The 16,797-nt window shown below is 62.3% G+C and carries 16 protein-coding genes; 7 read left to right on the top strand and 9 right to left on the bottom strand.

Going from position 1 to position 16,797, the window contains the following annotated elements; translation table 11 throughout:
* The first annotated feature begins 55 nt into the window (after nucleotides 1-55).
* Nucleotides 56-2,662: a bifunctional lysylphosphatidylglycerol flippase/synthetase MprF gene (gene mprF, locus DL1_RS07030; RefSeq protein ID WP_038064238.1), complete on the top strand. Its 2,607-nt coding sequence runs from the start codon at nucleotides 56-58 to the stop codon at nucleotides 2,660-2,662.
* 294 nt (nucleotides 2,663-2,956) lie between these two features.
* On the opposite strand, the gene DL1_RS07025 is transcribed toward mprF, so the two are convergent.
* The 3 genes from DL1_RS07025 to DL1_RS07015 are packed head-to-tail and all read right to left on the bottom strand — an operon-like array spanning nucleotide 2,957 to nucleotide 5,759.
* Nucleotides 2,957-3,721, bottom strand: a complete 765-nt coding sequence (locus DL1_RS07025) for an ABC transporter ATP-binding protein (RefSeq protein ID WP_038064236.1) — start codon at nucleotides 3,719-3,721, stop codon at nucleotides 2,957-2,959.
* The gene (locus tag DL1_RS07020) at nucleotides 3,718-4,749 is read right to left on the bottom strand and encodes a FecCD family ABC transporter permease (protein ID WP_038064234.1); all 1,032 of its coding nucleotides are present in this window, start codon (nucleotides 4,747-4,749) and stop codon (nucleotides 3,718-3,720) included. Before DL1_RS07020 ends, DL1_RS07025 begins: the two co-directional genes overlap by 4 nt.
* Nucleotides 4,746-5,759 (bottom strand): ABC transporter substrate-binding protein, encoded by a 1,014-nt coding sequence (locus DL1_RS07015; protein WP_038064231.1) that lies wholly within the window; start codon nucleotides 5,757-5,759, stop codon nucleotides 4,746-4,748. Before DL1_RS07015 ends, DL1_RS07020 begins: the two co-directional genes overlap by 4 nt.
* Before the next feature lie 244 nt (nucleotides 5,760-6,003).
* Between DL1_RS07015 and DL1_RS07010 the strand changes: the two genes are divergently transcribed.
* Both DL1_RS07010 and DL1_RS07005 read left to right on the top strand, forming a co-directional pair.
* A complete protein-coding gene (locus tag DL1_RS07010; RefSeq protein WP_143081685.1) occupies nucleotides 6,004-7,065 on the top strand; it encodes a dipeptidase in 1,062 nt (353 codons plus the stop codon).
* Between the two features lie 41 nt (nucleotides 7,066-7,106).
* Nucleotides 7,107-8,081 (top strand): class 1 fructose-bisphosphatase, encoded by a 975-nt coding sequence (locus tag DL1_RS07005; protein WP_038064229.1) that lies wholly within the window; start codon nucleotides 7,107-7,109, stop codon nucleotides 8,079-8,081.
* Between the two features lie 77 nt (nucleotides 8,082-8,158).
* On the opposite strand, the gene DL1_RS21175 is transcribed toward DL1_RS07005, so the two are convergent.
* The gene (locus tag DL1_RS21175) at nucleotides 8,159-8,332 is read right to left on the bottom strand and encodes a DUF1328 domain-containing protein (RefSeq protein WP_038064227.1); all 174 of its coding nucleotides are present in this window, start codon (nucleotides 8,330-8,332) and stop codon (nucleotides 8,159-8,161) included.
* 328 nt (nucleotides 8,333-8,660) lie between these two features.
* Between DL1_RS21175 and DL1_RS06995 the strand changes: the two genes are divergently transcribed.
* Together DL1_RS06995 and DL1_RS06990 are read left to right on the top strand one after the other, a co-directional pair.
* Complete coding sequence (locus DL1_RS06995; protein ID WP_162178738.1) at nucleotides 8,661-9,080, top strand: phage holin family protein; 420 nt, start codon at nucleotides 8,661-8,663, stop codon at nucleotides 9,078-9,080.
* Nucleotides 9,077-10,096 (top strand): hypothetical protein, encoded by a 1,020-nt coding sequence (locus DL1_RS06990; protein ID WP_038064224.1) that lies wholly within the window; start codon nucleotides 9,077-9,079, stop codon nucleotides 10,094-10,096. Before DL1_RS06995 ends, DL1_RS06990 begins: the two co-directional genes overlap by 4 nt.
* Nucleotides 10,097-10,265: 169 nt before the next feature.
* Here the strand turns inward: DL1_RS06990 and DL1_RS06985 are convergent, their stop codons facing one another.
* A complete protein-coding gene (locus tag DL1_RS06985; protein WP_038064222.1) occupies nucleotides 10,266-10,463 on the bottom strand; it encodes a CsbD family protein in 198 nt (65 codons plus the stop codon).
* Between the two features lie 151 nt (nucleotides 10,464-10,614).
* Here DL1_RS06985 and DL1_RS06980 point away from each other — a divergent pair, with 151 nt between their 5' ends.
* Nucleotides 10,615-11,655: an AI-2E family transporter gene (locus DL1_RS06980; RefSeq protein WP_051693398.1), complete on the top strand. Its 1,041-nt coding sequence runs from the start codon at nucleotides 10,615-10,617 to the stop codon at nucleotides 11,653-11,655.
* Here the strand turns inward: DL1_RS06980 and DL1_RS06975 are convergent, their stop codons facing one another.
* The 4 genes from DL1_RS06975 to DL1_RS06960 form a co-directional block, all read right to left on the bottom strand.
* Nucleotides 11,656-13,233, bottom strand: a complete 1,578-nt coding sequence (locus DL1_RS06975; RefSeq protein ID WP_051693397.1) for a phospholipase D family protein — start codon at nucleotides 13,231-13,233, stop codon at nucleotides 11,656-11,658.
* A gap of 78 nt (nucleotides 13,234-13,311) precedes the next feature.
* Nucleotides 13,312-15,150, bottom strand: coding sequence for a sensor histidine kinase (locus DL1_RS06970; protein WP_245739609.1), 1,839 nt, complete (start codon nucleotides 15,148-15,150; stop codon nucleotides 13,312-13,314).
* Entirely contained in the window at nucleotides 15,147-15,737 is a 591-nt protein-coding gene (locus DL1_RS06965; protein ID WP_038064221.1) for an RNA polymerase sigma factor, read from the bottom strand. The genes DL1_RS06970 and DL1_RS06965 overlap by 4 nt, the downstream gene beginning before the upstream one ends.
* Nucleotides 15,734-15,892 carry a NepR family anti-sigma factor gene (locus DL1_RS06960; protein ID WP_245739610.1) on the bottom strand — a complete coding sequence of 53 codons (159 nt, stop codon included), beginning with the start codon at nucleotides 15,890-15,892 and terminating at the stop codon, nucleotides 15,734-15,736. The genes DL1_RS06965 and DL1_RS06960 overlap by 4 nt, the downstream gene beginning before the upstream one ends.
* Before the next feature lie 87 nt (nucleotides 15,893-15,979).
* On the opposite strand from DL1_RS06960, the gene DL1_RS06955 reads away from it, so the two are divergent.
* On the top strand, nucleotides 15,980-16,777 hold the full coding sequence (locus DL1_RS06955) for a response regulator (protein WP_038064220.1): 798 nt from the start codon (nucleotides 15,980-15,982) through the stop codon (nucleotides 16,775-16,777).
* The last annotated feature ends 20 nt before the right edge of the window (nucleotides 16,778-16,797 follow it).

Genomic DNA, 16,797 nt, shown 5'->3' with positions numbered 1-16,797 from the left:
TTGGCTCACGTCACATTGGACGCGGCATAGGCGGATAGAACCAGGAACGGTAACGATGACACTTTTTGACCCGGGGCAGCCGCTGTCCTCTCCGGCACGTGTAAAAGTGCTCTGGCCAATCGCGCTTGGCCTTGCCTTGTTCCTGATGGGACTTTGGGCACTGCATCACCTGCTCGCCCATATCGACGTGCGCCAAGTGATCGCCCAGATCAAGACCACGCCATGGCCGACGCTGGCGACAGCGCTTGGCGCCACTGCCATCGGCTATATGGCGCTTGTGGGCTACGACTTCTGGGCACTGAAATATCTGGGCAAAAGCCTGCCTCTGCGCACCGTCGCGCTGGGCGGCTTTCTGGGCTACGCCTTTGGCAATACGGTGGGGATCAGCGTGATTTCGGGCGGGGCTGTGCGCTACCGGATCTATTCCGCCGCTGGCCTCAACGCCTTCGACGTCGCGGCCCTGTCTTCCTATATCGCAGTCGCGATGGGCATGGGTCTGACGCTGGTGGGACTGATGGCGCTTGCGGTTCATCCCGCAGCGCTCGCGGGGCTGATCAACGCGCCCGACATCTGGATCCGGCTGGGAGCCGGAGGGGCTGCAGCCGTCATCCTGATTGGTGCGGGCTGGCTCTCGTTCAGCGGGCGCGCGCTGCGCATCCGGGGCTACGAGATCGCGATGCCCGCGCCGCGCATCCTTGCAGGCCAGCTTGTCGTGGCACTGTTCGACTCGACGATGGCCGCCATTGCGCTTTGGGTGCTGATGCCCGCCGGAACCCCACCCTTCGCAAGCTTCCTCGCGATCTACGCAGCCGCCACCATGGTCGGCGTGCTCAGCCATGTCCCCGGCGGCGTGGGGGTCTTCGAGACGGTTGTGATCGCGGCTCTGCCCGCAGATGTCCCGCTGGGCGATGCGGCAGCGGCCCTTCTGGCCTTTCGACTGATCTATTTCCTGCTGCCCTTCGCGGTGGCCTTCGTGGTGGTCTCGCTCAACGAAGCGCGCCTCGCTGGCGGCTGGGCGGCCCGGCTCTTCGGCGAGATCTCCGAGCCGATGCGTCCGGTGATCGGCGGCATCGAAGGGGTCGTGCCACGGATCGCCGGGGTTGCCGTCCTCGGGCTTGGCTTCTGGCTGATTATCGTGGCGCTGATGCCCGCGCTGAGCCTGCGCTCGCAAGAGCCCGGGCTCGTCGGTGCGATCCTTGCCGAAGGCGGGACGCTTGCCTGCGCGTTGGCCGGTGTTCTGCTGATCGTGCTCTCGAACGCACTCGTGCGTCGGGTCCGGCTGGCGCATGGGCTGGCCGTGACGGCGCTGATCGTCGGCGTCTTCGCGGTACTGGCCGACGATCATGATATCGACAGCGCGGTGGTGCTGGCGCTCGCGGCCCTCGCGCTCTTACCGTTTCGCCGCGCCTTTCACCGCAAGGCCGCACTGACCGATGGCGGCGTCGGGCCGCTCTGGATCGCCTTGATCGCGGGGATGCTGGCCACCGCCGCGGTGTTCTTCTTCCTTGCCCATGAAGCCACCCCCTATACCAACGCACTCTGGCTGGATTTCACCGCCCGCTCCGCCACGCCCCGAGCGCTGCGGGCGGGCTTGCTCGCAAGCGCGCTTTTACTGGGAATTTTTCTCTGGCTGGCCCTGCGCCCGGCGCGCCGCTTCGAAATCTCCTCCGATCCCGAGCAGGATGCGACCGTCGCCGCGATCCTTGCCGCGCAGGACGTGCCGCAGGGGTGGTTTGCGCTGACCGGGGATAAGCAGGTGGTGTTTTCGCCCGAGCGGGATGCCTTCTTGATGTATGCGCGTCGTCACGGGATCTGTGCGGTACTGGGCGATCCGGTAGGCCCACCCGATGCGGCCCGGAGCCTTGTGTGGGATTTCCATGAGCGGGCGCGCAGCGAGGGGCTCACACCCGTCTTCTACGAGGTCTCGACGCAAAACCTGCCGCTCTGGATCGAGATGGGCTATGCGCTCCACAAGATCGGCGAAGAGGCGGTGATCGACCTGACCGCCTTCTCGCTTGGCGGCTCGAAATTCAAGACCATGCGGGCCGAGCAAAACCGGGCGCTGCGCGAGGGCTATACGCTTGAGATCGTCGGCCCCCCGCATGCGCCCGAGCTGCTGGACACACTCCGCGCGATTTCCGAAAGCTGGCTTGCCGGACAAAAGGGCCGCGAGAAGGGATTTTCGATTGGCCGCTTCGAGCCGGGCTATCTCAACCAATGCGAAATCGCGCTGATCCGGCGCGAGGGTGAGATCCTTGGCTTTGCCAACCTGCTGGGCAGGCCGGACGGGCTGCATTTCGGGATCGATCTGATGCGCTACCGCCCCGACGCCGCCGATGGCGTCATGCAGTTCCTGTTCCTCTCGCTCATCGAGGCGCTGCGCGAACGGAGCGCAACCGAGTTGAGCCTCGGGCTGGCGCCGCTCGCCGGTCTTCCCGAGCGCGCCTCGGCCCGGCTGACAAGCAGGCTTGGCAACATGATCTACCGGCACGGCGGAAGCTTCTACAATTTCGAGGGCTTGCGGCGCTTCAAGCAAAAGTTCCGCCCTGATTGGCGCCCGCGATACGTAGCCCTGCCGCCGGGGACATCGCCCTATCTCGCCCTGACAGAGATCGCGCTGCTGATCTCGGGCGGGGCGCGCAACCTTCTGACGAAAGACTAAACGGCTCAGTTCTATCCACGACGTTCTGGGTTGGCTGGACCAGAGCCGCACCGCCGGCGCTGACCTCTTTGGCGGGATCTGCCTTTGGGACGCTGCATGAAAAGACGCGCCCGGGGCCGCAATCGCGCCGCTGTTCTGGCACAATATTCCCAGCACGCTTGGTTTCAGCCAAGACAGCCGCCGCAAGGCGCAGAGCGTCGGGCAGATTTCGGGCTCAGAGCATCGCAAGACTCCGGTGCTTGCCCTGCGCTGACGTACCAAGTTTTTCAAACCCGCAAGACCCGGAAAGCGCGCCTATTCGGGCAAGAAATCGATCTGCGGGCGACCGTGATAGGGCGAGGTGGCGACCCGCGCGCGCACCCGGAAAATCTCTTGCAAAAGGTCCTCGGTCAGCACCTCTTCAGGCGTGCCCGACGCATGAACCGAGCCGCCCTGCAAAACGACGATCCGGTCACAGAACATCGCCGCAAGATTGAGGTCATGCAGCGCCACGATATTTGTCATCTCAAGCGCGCGGACGAGCCGCAGGATTTCGATCTGATGATGTATGTCGAGATGGTTCGTGGGCTCATCGAGGATCATCCTCGTCGGTTCCTGCGCGAGCGCCTTGGCGATATGCACCCGCTGACGCTCACCGCCCGACAGGGTCATCCACGGTTGGCCCGCATGGCCCAGCATATCGACCCGCGTCAAGGCATCGCGCACCGCGGCCTCATCGGCGGAAGACCATGCCGAGAGGGCCGAGCGATGCGGTGTCCGGCCCAGCTTGACGACATCGCGCACGCTCATATTCGTATCGCTCGCCGCACTTTGCTGCACGAAAGCACATTGGCGCGCCAAAGCGCGGCGCGGGAGTTTCGCGATATCTTGTCCGTTGAACGCCACCCGGCCGGATTGGGGCCGCCTGAGCCCGGCAAGCAGGCGCAGCAACGAGGATTTGCCCGAGCCGTTGGGACCAATCAGTCCCAGCGTTTCGCCCGGTGCAACCGACAGCGAGACATCCGACACGATGGTCTTGCGCTTGACGCCCCAAACGAGATTTTGCGCAACGATACTCATGCCTGCGGTCTCGCACGGTAAAGGATGATCGCAAAGAACGGCACGCCCACCAGCGCCGTGACCACACCGATCGGGATCGTTTGCTGCGCAACGATCACCCGCGACATGATATCGGCCACGACCATGAAGACCGCGCCGACGATTGCACTGGCCGGGATCAACCGCATATGCATCGGCCCGATAAGGAAGCGCGCGGCATGCGGCACCACCAGACCCACAAAGCCAATCGCGCCGACCATGCTGACAATCGTCGCGGTCACCAGCGCCGTGACGCCGAACAAAACCAGCCGGATGCGACCGACCGGCACGCCAAGCGCTGCGGCATCCTCATCGCCGAAGGTGAAGGCATCGAGCGACCGGGCCAGCAACAGACAGACCGCCAGCCCAAGGCCCACCACGATCAAAAGCAGATGGAAATCGGGCCAGCGCACGCCTCCGAAACTGCCCAGAAGCCAGAACATGACATCGCGGGCCTGCTGCGCATTGCCCGCGGTCGTCACGATATAGGAGGTCAGGGCATTGAAGAGCTGCGAGGCCGCGACCCCGGCCAGAATAGTGTGATTGGGGCCGCTGGTGGCGCCGTTCGACAGCAAGGCCACCATCCCGAAGGCCGCAAACGCCCCGGCAAATGCGCCCAGCGAGAGCGAGAGCGCCCCCGCGCCAAGTCCCAGAACGATCACGCAGACCGCCCCCGTCGAGGCGCCCGCCGAGACACCAAGCACGAAGGGTTCTGCCAGAGGATTGCGCAGCAGCGCCTGCAAGATCGCACCGCAGATCGCCAATCCGGCCCCCGCGAGCGCGGCAACCAGAGAGCGGCTCAGGCGCAGGTTCCAGACCACGCTTTCCTCGATCTTCGGAATATCGATCTCGGTCAGGCCAAGCCCGTTGGTCACCGACCAAAAGACCGTGCGCAGACCGATGTGGAAATCACCGATCGATGTCGCGACCGCGACGGCGATCCCCAGCAGAGAGATCGAGCCTGCGAGCAGCAGCACAAGCCCCGCCCCCCGCGTTCCGTCCGGCGTCATTGTGGCAGATCGAGCTTATCAAGCTGCGCGGCCACTTCCTCGGCGCCGTAAAGCGTGCGGATGCTCGGGTTCATCGCTGCGCCGCTCATCACCACGATGCGCCCGGCTTGAACCGCGCTCATCTGGCTGACCGTAGGATCGCTCTTGAGGAACTCGATCTTCTTGGCCGCGGAATCGAGCGTCCAACGCTTGCGGTCCACCTGAGCGGCCACGATCACCGTCGGGTTGGAGGCGATGATGCCCTCCCAGCCCTCCGACGGCCAATCCGCTTTGGTCTTGATGGCATTGGAGCCGCCAAGGATATTGGCAATATAGCCAGAGGGCCCATTGCCCCCGCCCAGATAGGCATCCTCGGTCGGCGACAGGCTGGAGAACCAAAACAGGAAGGTCAGATCAGGCCGCTTGGCGAATTTGGCCCGCAGCGTCGCTTCGCGGGCCTTGAAATCAGCGATCAAAGCCTGTCCGCGATCTTGAACGTCAAAGATCCGCGAGAGATCGTCGATCTCCTGATAGACCAGATCCATGCTCCAGAGCTCGTCGCGGCTGCCAAAGATATTGCCCGCCATTTTCTCGGTCGAGCAGGCGCTGGGAGACAGGTAAGTCGGAATCCCGAGATCGCTGAAATCGGTCCGTTTCGCGACTTTGCTGTCGGGGCCAAGCAAGGTCACGAGCATAGCCGCCACGAAATCGGGCTTCTTGGCGAGAATCGACTCGAGCGTCGGAAACTCGACGCTCAGCACATCCACTTTCGCATTCGACTCTGCCAGCTGCGGCAAGACCTTGTTGGGCCAGAAGGCCGTCGCGGCCATCCGATCTTGGAGGCCAAGCAGCAACATGATCTCGGCGGTGTTCTGGCCCAGCGCCACCGCATGTTGTGGCGCGTGATCAAACGTAACGGTCTGTCCGCAATTTTCGATCTCAAGCGGATACTGGGTCGGCTCGGCGCGAACTCCGCCACTTGCAAGGCTCGCAACGATACATCCTGCCACCAAAAGCGCTTTGCGGGTCATCAAGCCGTCTCCCGTTCCTGTTCATGTCTCGCAGCCCGCTTACAGAGACGCTCACGGAGTTTCAATAGTATTTTAGTCAGGTATTTTGCGAAGCCTTTGGCGCACCTGCGCACAACCGCCAGATCCGCGCCAAACCATGTGCAGTTGGCCTGCGCCGCGCGATGGGCTAACGATAAGGCGTGGCGCGTCTGTCCGCCCCTGCGCGGCTGGGCGCCGTCCCCTCTTGCACGAAGGACATATTCCCATGAGCGATCTGGTCCCGATCTTCGATGGTCACAACGATTTCCTGCTGCGCCTTCTGCACGACCGGGCGGCGCGCGAGACGACGTGGCTCACGCAAACCGGAGAGGGCCAGCTTGATCTGCCGCGCATGAAGGCGGGCGGTTTCGCGGGTGGGTTCTTCGCGGTCTATATCCCCTCGCCCAAGGCGCATGACGCGCCCGATCTGCAAAGCCTGCTGCGCGAACCGCCCTTCGCGCTGCCGCTGCCGGAGCCCGTCCCCTATGAGCACGCGCTGCCCATCGCGATGGAGATGGTGGGCCATCTGCTTTGGATGGAGCGCAGCGGTCATCTGTCGATCTGCCGCACGGTCGCCGATATCCGCGCGGCGATGGCGGCAGGCCGGATCGCCGCGATCCTGCATATGGAGGGCGCCGAGGCCATCGGCCCCGATCTCGATGCGCTGCATGTCTGGCACGCGATGGGGCTGCGCAGCCTTGGGCCGGTCTGGTCGCGCCCGACGGCCTTCGGCCACGGTGTCCCCTTCGCCTTCCCCTCAACCCCCGATACCGGCGACGGGCTGACACCCGCCGGAAAAGATCTGGTGCGCGCGTGCAATCAGCTTGGCATCATGATCGACCTCAGCCACCTCAACGAGAAGGGCTTCAACGATGTCGCAGCGCTCTCCGATGCGCCGCTCATCGCGACCCATTCCAATGCCCATGCGCTCTGCCGCTCCTCGCGCAACCTGACCGACCGGCAGCTTGCGATGATCCGCGACAGCGACGGGATGGTCGGGCTGAACTATGCGCTCAGCTTCTTGCGCGAAGACGGCGCGGCGCAGCCCTTTTCCGGCTTCGATCCGATGCTGCGCCACCTCGACCACCTGATCGAGATGCTTGGCGAGGACCGGGTCGGGCTTGGTTCGGATTTCGACGGTGCCGAAATCCCGCCCGATCTGGGGGATGCAAGCGGGTTGCCGCGCCTGATCGACGCGATGCGCGCGCATGGCTATGACGCCGCACTGATCGCCAAGCTCGCCCACGAAAACTGGCTCGCGGCCCTTGGCCGTGTCTGGAAAGAGTGACCCCGCCTCTTGGCCCGAAACGACAGACAGGATGCCTGCCGATGCTGACCCTTCCCAATGACCGCGCGCCCGATGGCGCATTCCTGCATTCGCGCCTGCCCGACGAAGGAGCAAGCCGCATCATTCGTCATATCTCCGAGGCGTTGATGCCCGTCGCGGATCGGCTTGCGGCCGGGCTGTTGCCCGGAAATCCGGCGGCAATCGTGGGCGATAATAGCAGCGGCGATGCCCAGAAGGCGCTCGATATCGGCGCGCATGAGCACATGGTGGCAGCGCTTCGGAATTGCGATATCCGCCATATCCTCTCCGAAGAGGCCGAAGAGATCGTCACGCTCGACCCTCAGGGCCGCTTTGACGTGGCGATGGACCCGATCGACGGCTCGGGCTCCATCGGGATCTGCGCGCTGCTGGGCATGCTGTTTGTGATCTATCCGGCAGGCGACGGACGCTTTGCCCGCCCGGGCTCCGAGGCAGTGGCGGCGGGCTATGCCTGCTTTGGCCATTCAGTGGATTTCGTCTGGTCGCTGGGCGATGGCGTGCATATGGCCACGCTCGACCGTACCGCGGGGGATTTTCGGATCACCACCGAGGGCATCAGGCTGTCAGACAAGACCTCGATGATTGCCTATAATGCCTCCAACGAAGGGCTCTGGGATCCGGGCCTGCAACGCTATGCTCAGGATCTGCGGGCCGGTGTCGACGGCCCACGCGGCAAAAACTTCAATATGCGCTGGCTGGCCGCTGCCGTTGGCGACCTGCACCGGATCATGCTTAAGGGCGGGGCGTTTCTCTATCCGCAGGACAGCCGCAAGGGCTATGAGAGCGGGCGCCTGCGCCTTGCCTATGAGGCGATCCCGATTGCCTTCATCGTCGAGCAGGCAGGCGGTCGCGCCAGCGACGGCAAAACCCGCATCCTTGATCTTGTGCCCGATCACCCGCATGGCTTTTGCCCGCTGATTTTCGGCTCGGCAGACGAGGTCACCCGGATCGAGCAGTACATCGCGGACCACGGCTAAGGCCCCGATAGAACATGAAAAAAGGCCGCCTCCCGAAGGAGTGCGGCCTTTTTCTTCGATTTTTTTCGATTCCGCGATCAGACGGGCGGCTTGCCGCGCACAGCGCGCGCAACCATGGCCACGACGAAGAGGATAAGGAAGATCACGAACAGGATCTGTGCGATCCCGGCGGATGCACCGGCAATACCACCGAAGCCAAGCGCTGCGGCGATGAGCGCGATGATGAGGAAAGTCAGGGCCCAGCCTAGCATGGGAAGTCTCCTTGCATCTGTGTTCAGTTAAAAGACGCCTTCACGTTGCGTCATCTGGGAAATCAACTGCTGATTGCGGTCACGGTTCCGCGAAAAGAATCCTGACAGACTTGGGAACTGACAGGCCCAGATTGCCGTTTCGCGCCCCCACCTGCGCGCCGCGCGAATGGGTAGCCCGCGCAGCGGACCCCACATGCGGCGGCGCGCTGCCCAACCGCTCCCTGCCCTTTGCGCAGGCCGATCACACGCCGGGAACCGTTCTGTCGAGATTGCGTTAAACCCTCAGAAACGCGGCATGTCGCCGTGTCAGGCAGAACCGGGGGCGCCGATGAACCATGACGACGCAGCCAACCAAAACACTGGTAGGTCCAATCGGACGATTACCGAATTGTTCGCTCGTGTGATTGAGCAAACCCGGGAAATCGCCCGTGCCGAGGCAGACCTTGTGCGTGCGGAGGCTGTGCATCGCGCATCTCTGGTGAAGAACGCCGCCCTGTTCGGTGCCGTCGCTTTGATCTTCGGGATCGGCGCCGTCGGCCCGCTCGTGCAATCCGCGATCTACGCGCTGGAATGGCTCGGCCTCGACCGCGCCCCGGCAACACTGATCGCGGGGGCCACGCTGGCGATCCTCGCAATCATTCTGGCACTCGTCGCCGTAGCACAGCTCAAGCGCGCGGGCCGTGCGCCCAAGCGTATCAAAGATAACCTCTCTGCCGACATGCAGACCCTCAAGGAGCCACTCAAATGACAGAGAAGACAACGATCAAGGAAATCGAAAGCCGCCTGACCGACGATCGCGCGGATTTGGCATCGACTTTGGCCGATCTCGCCGGTCGCATCGCGCCGGACTACCTCTCCGACCAGATGTCGGCGATGGTCCATGATTACGCACGCCCGGTGGCCAAGAAAGCCGAAGAGACCGTGCGCTCCAATCCGGTCGCTTTCGCGGTCGCCGGTGCCGGTCTTGCGTGGCTTTTGTTGAGCAGCCGCAAGGACAAACCCGCCAGCGACGGCGTACGTGCGCCGCTCGACGCGCTCGCTGCGGATGACCTCGTGACCGAAGACTGGCTCGACGAGATCGACGAGCTGCGTGAAACCGCGTCGGATCGGATGCATCAGCTTGAGCTGGACTCGCGCAGCACGCTCGACAAGACCCGCGATTTCGCCACAGAGCGCGCCGAGATGGTCAGCCAATTCGCCTCTGATCTGCGCGACACGCTCAATACCGGGCTGCATGACCTGAGCGAAGATGCGCGTGCCCGTGTCGTCCGTGCCCGTGAGGCCGCCTATTCCGCCCGTCTGCGTGTGCAGTCAGGTGTGAAAAGCGCAGGCCAGTCCAGCTCGCAGATGGTCAAGGATCATCCGGTGATCACGGCCGCGCTCGGGATTGCCATCGGTGCCGCGATCGTCAGCGTCATGCCCAAGCCCGAGTTCAACCGCCGCTCGCTTGGTCCGCGCGCCAACCGTCTCATCGACGAGGCTCAGGCCGCGTTTGCCGAAGAGAAGCGCCGCGCTCGCCGTTTGGCCGGAGAAGTTGGCGACGAGATGAAGCGCGCCGCAGGCTCGGTTGCAGATACCGCGCGCGACGAGGCCTATAAGACCGCGCAGGACATCTCGGATCAGGCGATTTCGGCGGGAAAGGACCTCAGCGAACGCCTCGCTCAGCAGCTGGCAGACGAGGCCACGCGCGCCATCCACGACGTCGGCGAGCATCTGCGCGACGGCGCTAAAAAAGCCACCGCGACGAGCGACAAGACGCACTGATCGCTACCGTGTCAAGCAAAGCGGAAAGCCGGGCCCAGCGCCCGGCTTTTTCATGTCCTACGAAGGATGAACACCATCGCGCGCTGGCACCTCGCCCCCGACCCTGCGCCCATGAAAAAGGGCGCATCGCTTATGCAATACGCCCTCTCTCATTCAAGTGTCACTGCGATCAGTGCTTGGCACGCCACGCGTCGACTTCCTGCTCGGCAGCCTCTTTGGTCTTGCCGTATTTCTTCTGGATGAGGCCAACGAGTTGCTCGCGTTGACCCTGAGCCTGATCCAGCTCGTCATCGGTCAGCTCGCCCCATTTTTCACGGGCTTTGCCTTTGACTTGTTTCCAGTTACCTTTGATTTCATCCCAGTTCATAACGCTCTCCTTTCGCGTGATTAGGATCTGCAAAGGTAACGCCCGATCGATCCCCGCTGTTCCGTCTGGACGGGTGATGAATTTCTCACCCGGCGAGGAACCGCGAGCGATACGTGGCGTTGTTCACGAAAGCAGGAGTTACACACATACCATGAATCGCCTGGAGACCCTGTCGCGCGCCTCCGTCATAATTATTGCCGTCGTGGTGGTAGTTGGAGCGCTCGAACAGGTGGAGAGCCTGATTGCCCCGGTGGTGCTTGCACTGGTCGTGGGCATTGTCCTCTCACCGATTTCCGATGCATGGGAAAATCGAGGTCTACCGCCTGTCTGGGGGGCGCTGACTTCGCTCGTAATCTCACTGCTTGTCGCGGCGCTTCTGGTTGTCGTGATCCAGCCGCTCGCCGCCAATATGATCGATCAGGCCCCCAAGGTCTGGAACGACATGCGCTCGAGCGTCCATGACCTGCAATCGACTTTCAAAGGGTTTCAGGACGCCAGCAAGGAAGTCTCGGACGCGATCACCCCGGCCTCTGAGGGCGGCAAAGACAAAGGCGGCAGCGGTGCGTCGATGCCCGATGCCGCCGATGTGCTTCTGCTGGCACCTGCGATTTTGGCGCAGGCGCTGATCTATATCGGGACGCTCTTCTTCTTCCAGCTTTCACGCCGAGAGATCTACGAATGGATCGCCAAACATCTGGCCGATTCAACGCAGCGTGGCAGCACGGCAGCCAGACTGCGCGCCGCTGAGAACAAGGTGTCGCGCTACTTCCTGACGATCACCGTGATCAATGCAGGCTTGGGCGTTTGCGTGGGCATCGGGCTGAGCATTATCGGCATGCCCAACGCACCGCTCTGGGGCGTGATCGCCTTTTTGATCAACTACATTCTCTACCTTGGCCCGGCGGTTCTGGCCGTCACACTGGTCTTCGCCGGTGTCGCGGCCTTTGACGGCATTCGCGTGCTGCTTCCCGCGCTGCTTTATCTCGCGATGAACACGACCGAAGGTCAGTTCGTGACTCCCACGATGGTGGGCAAACATATGCGGATCAACCCTTTGCTGGTCTTCCTGTCGCTGACCTTCGGGATCTGGCTCTGGGGGCCGCTGGGCGGTGTGGTGGCGATCCCGCTGCTGCTCTGGGCGCTGGTGCTCACCAGCAGCCTGCCCGAGATCAAATCCACCAAAGCAGACTGATCACACCATCTCTTCGGGAATGAACGGCAGGTTGCGCCCGATCTCCTGCGCTTTCGAGCGGCTATAGGGCATCAGGAAACCGCGGCGGTCATCGGGCGGCACATCGGCATTCTTGCGCGCAATCTCGGTCCAGCGCGCAACGGCTGTCTCCAGCGCAAAACACTCCGGCCCGGCATTCTCCGGCAGCCAATGACGCATGATCCGATAACGGATCTGCTCAACCCCGTCGCTGCGCCGCAGATAGACGCCCGCCTCGGTATCCCAAGCCAGCGAGCGCCCATTCAGATTGGCCGAAGAAACAATCGCGGACTCATCGTCGAAAATCGAGACTTTCGCATGCGTGTAGACCAGTGGTGCTCCCGACAGACGGTCGCGCCCATCCTCTTGCTGCGCGGGTCTGCGCGCAGAGCGGGGCTGCCCCGGACATCCCACGAAGAGCCGGTCGCCAAAGGCCTCCCGCACGATCTTGACCGCGCGGGCCTGCAGGAATTCGCCATAGCGCACATCCGGGCCGGTCGAATGTTCGAAAGCAAGCTCCTCGGGGGCTGCGGGAAGCAACAAGATCATCTGAAGTGCCGAATTGTCGCGCGCCGCCTTTGCAAGTTGCTTGGCCAGCGCCGTTGAGCGGAAAAACTGCGTCTCAAGATAAATCAGCTTCTGAGCCCGCGCGACCAGCATGCCATGGGCAGTTGCGATCTCGAAGCGGTAGGATTTGGGGCCGATGGCAAAGGGCGCCCGCTTGCGACGCCGCGCAATCGTGCGCAGCAAGCGGCGCGGCGGTGGTGCATCGGCCTGCCCGGCGCAGGCTTCGTGATATGTCTCAAGATGGGCCTTGGCCTCACGCGCAACAGGCCCGGTCATCAAAAGCTGGACGTCATGCCAGGTGCGCTCGCCACGGCGTTCATGATCGGGTGTGTCGTAACGCCGGTTATCCAGATCCAGCCCGCCGATATAGAGCTTTTTCGCATCGAAAAGCGCGATTTTCTGATGATGTGTCGCGGGAAAAAGATGCGGCAGCCCGCTCAGGCGTCGCGCGTAGCGCCCCTGCCCCGAAGGCACCAGATGCGGCGCCAGCCCGGGCATGTCGCGCAGCAGCGTGGCGCGGGACTTCTCAGGTTGCTCATTGAGCCATTGCGCATGTTTCGACAGCTTGCTCATCACCAGCGGCCAGAAAGCCAGCCGCACCGCGATCCCGGAGCGCGCAGGATGCAAAAGCGCCCGCGTCGTAAGCTGCGCCCGCGGTCCCGCAAGCTCGCGCGCCGCCGCCAGCATCCGCATCGACCGCCATGTGCCGCGATGCAGATCGGGCCGCGCGCAAGGATCGAAATCGCACAGATCCACCTGAACCCGCAGCCCGCGCGCCACGACATGCACGATCAGATCGAACCAAGTTTTGCCGACTTGCCGCCCGCGCGCCGAAAACAGCTTGGTTTCAAGATCGAAGACCCGAAACGAGACATGAATTTCCTCACGCGCATCCAGAAATGCCGCCTCAAGAACGGGATAGGCTTCTGCGGCCGTCAGCAGCAGTTTTGTCCTGCTTGCGGGCTGAATTCCTACTCTGCGTAGCCGGTCCATAAAACCTGTTCACTTGCATCGTCTCTAGTGGAGCTTGATCGCACGAAACTCTGTTTAAATTGGGGCGTCTTCTACCCTTCAAACTGTTTCCGTCGTCTCCGATTTCAAGCGCTCTTCATGTCGCAATTCGCTTTCCTCCAGCGGTCGCAGCGCAAACTCAGTGACCAGCAGATAGCGCTCTCCCTCATTCTCGATTTTCAGCTGCCCCGAGAGCTGCTGCACGAAAGCATTCACAAGCTGAGAGCCCAGCCCAGAGCCGTCCACGCTTGAGGAGGGTTCGGCATCGGGATCGACAGTGTTGGACACCCGAAGCCGCGCACGCATGCCCTCAAGCTTGCGCAGGCTGATATCGAGCTGCGGCGTGCCGTTCCGGTTCGAGGCGTATTTCATTGCGTTGGTCATCGCCTCTGTCAGCAACAGCGACAAGGGCACCGCCTGATCGGGCGTCAGATGAATATCGTCGATCTGACAATCCACACCGATCCGCCGCTCCGGGCCGGTGGCCAGCCGCGTAATCTGGCGCACGATGTCGGGCAGCAATTCCTGCGCGCGAATATCGGTCAGTCCCGAGGTCTGATACAGGCCCCGGTGGATCGTCGCGAGCGAGATTACCCGCTCTTGCAGCGACTTCATCAGCCCCTTGGCCTCAGGCGTGCGGGCCTTACGCATCTGCATATTGATGATCGAGGCGATGAGCTGGAGGTTGTTCTTCACCCGGTGATGCACTTCGCGCAGCAGCACCTCTTTGTGATGCACGATATCCTCAAGCTCCGCCTCGTCATGCAAGATCGTCTCGGTCATCTTGTCATAGGCTTCGGCAAGATCGCGGATCTCGGTCGGCGCGCGGCTGAGATTGAGCTTGCCCACGATCCGGCTGCCGGTCGCAAAATTCGAAATCGCGAAGACCAGCTTGCGAATATGGCCGATCACCAGTTTCTGCATCGCGAAATAGGCCACCAGAAGGCTTGCGGCCCACATCAATGCGGGAAACAGGATCGGCGAGATATCGGCGAACGGCCCCAGCGACGAGGCGGCCTGTGCAGGCCAACTCCCGAGCGCATAAAGCTGATCGGGGACCAACTCCACCACGGAATAGACCCGCTTGATGCCCTTGTTCGATTTCCCAGAAAACGTAACCGCACCGGCCCCCGCCAACAGCTTGAGCGACCGGTCGGTGGGCAGATGCGCCTGCGTGTTGCTCAAACCGTCCGAGGAGGTCAGGATCGCGCCTTCCTTGTCGAAGGTCATGATGACAAGCGGGCGATCATCGTTCAGCTTCGGCCCATCCTTGGCCAGCGACAATTCGGTATGCGGCATCGAGATCGAGATCACCCCGATATGTTTGCCCTGCGCATTATAAACCGGGTTCGCCACTCCCAGCACAGACGTATCCGAGATCGGCGCGGCACGGTTGACGAAGAACGTCATCTGCTTGGCCTGCGAGATCTGTTTGAAGATATCACTGCCGCGAAAATCGAAAGGCGTGTCCCGATTGGAGCAGGTCATCTGTCCGGAATCGGGGATAAAGGCGACGAGCGAGAAATTCGGGAAGGTCTGTGCCACTTTCCCCATCAGCGCCGAACAGGCGGGATTATCATCGATCACCGGCAGCACCGTGCTCGACAAAAGCCGGGCGGCATCCTGAGCATGCTGAATCACCCGCGTCTCGCCTGCGACGGCCCGCATCGTCTCGCCCATAAGGGCGGCTTCGGATTTCGCCTGCGCCTCGCGCGCCACCGACGAAGATTGCAGGATCGCGATGATCAGAAGTGGAAAGAGCGCAACGGCCAGCATCACTGCCAGCCGTATACCAAGCCCGTCAAACGCGGCGCGCAAGCCTTTGCTTTTCGCGCGCCGCTCGTGATCCATTTCGGGCGGATCTTCTGATGGTGCCGCCGAAGCAGCGTCGGGCGTCATGCGGCGGCAACTCCGGATCTACCCATAACGGCAAGAGAGTTCCGGTCAGATCCCGAAAGGATATCCTCGCCCTCTTCCAGCTCAAGCATTTCGCACAGCCGCGCCCGGGCCCGGTTCGCCCGGCTCTTCACGGTGCCCACTGCGACATTCATCATGCCAGCAGCTTCCTCGTAGGAAAATCCCGAGGCGCCTACGAGCGTAAGAACCTCACGGTGCTCCGGGCTGAGCTGATCGAAGGCGCGCACGAAATCGCCCATCGCCAATCGGCCGTCATGCGCGGGTTTCTCAAACAAAGCGGCTGCGTGAATGCCATCGGGATCGGGCACCTCGCGCTTGCGCTTGCGGCGATCAGAATAAAACGTGTTGCGCAAGATGGTGAACAGCCAAGCGCGCAGATTGGTCCCGCGCTCAAATTTCTCGATATTGGACCAGGCTTTCACGATGGTGTCCTGCACCAAATCATCTGCCGCAGCCCCGTTCCGGGTCAGCGACAGGGCAAAAGCACGCAACGCTCCGAGATGTTCGGGCAACTCGTCGCGCGGATCGCGGGTCTCGGGAGTGCTGGTCGGGTTGGAAGGAGCGTTCATTTACCGTCCTCCTTTGCCTTGAGCTGTGCCAGAAGATCTTTGAACCGATCAGGAACCTCTTCTTGAAGTGCTTGTTCGTAAACGCGCTTCAGGTTGTCATTGATCTGATCTTTGATACTGGACTTGGACTTTTCTTCAGCCATGTCACTATACATTCCGGTTTCCGATCCCACATACTTTGCACGGAACCAAACGCGGAGCCAGAACGTTTGGTTCCCGAAAAACGACAAAAGGGGGTTTTCATGCCCGAAGACATCGCCGGCACCATCGGGGCCAACCTTCCGTACCTGCGCCGCTACGCGCGGGCCCTTACCGGCAGCCAAGACAGCGGCGATCGCTTTGCCGCAGCAACGCTCGAGGCGATCCTCGAGGATACGTCACCTTTCGAGGACAACGATCCCAAGCTGGGCTTGTTCCATGCGTTCCACCTCGTCTGGGCTTCAGCCGGGTCGCCGCTGGGTGAGCCTGACAACCGTATGTCCGCAAGCGCGCAGGATCACATGGCCTCGCTGACGCCCAACACGCGTGAGGCGCTGCTGTTGCACTCGATCGAAGGATTCCGCATCGAGGAAATCGCGACGATCATGCAAGTCGATTCCGACGAGGCGCAGGATCTGATCGACATCGCCCTGCGCGAGATGGAAGCCTCGATTGCAGGCAAGATCATGATCATCGAGGACGAAGCCATCATCGCGATGGATATTCGCGCCATCGTCGAGGATATGGGCCACACCATCACCGGGGTTGCCCGCACGCGTACCGAGGCTGTGGAACTGGCAGCGAAGGAAAAGCCCGATCTCATCCTTGCCGACATCCAGCTGGCCGACAATTCGTCGGGCATCGATGCGGTGAACGATATTTTGGCGCAGTTCGGCAACGATCTTCCGGTCGTGTTCATCACGGCTTTCCCGGAGCGGCTGTTGACCGGCGAGCGTCCTGAACCGGCCTTCCTGATCACCAAGCCCTATACCGAGGCTCAGGTGCAATCGGCGGTCAGTCAGGCGATGTTCTTCTCATCGACCGAGTCGCTCGCGGCCTAAGCAGCCCCGCGCTTGCACGA

Source organism: Thioclava dalianensis (genome assembly GCF_000715505.1).
Taxonomy (GTDB): domain Bacteria; phylum Pseudomonadota; class Alphaproteobacteria; order Rhodobacterales; family Rhodobacteraceae; genus Thioclava; species Thioclava dalianensis.
This window is presented reverse-complemented; position numbering and strand designations above follow the sequence as displayed.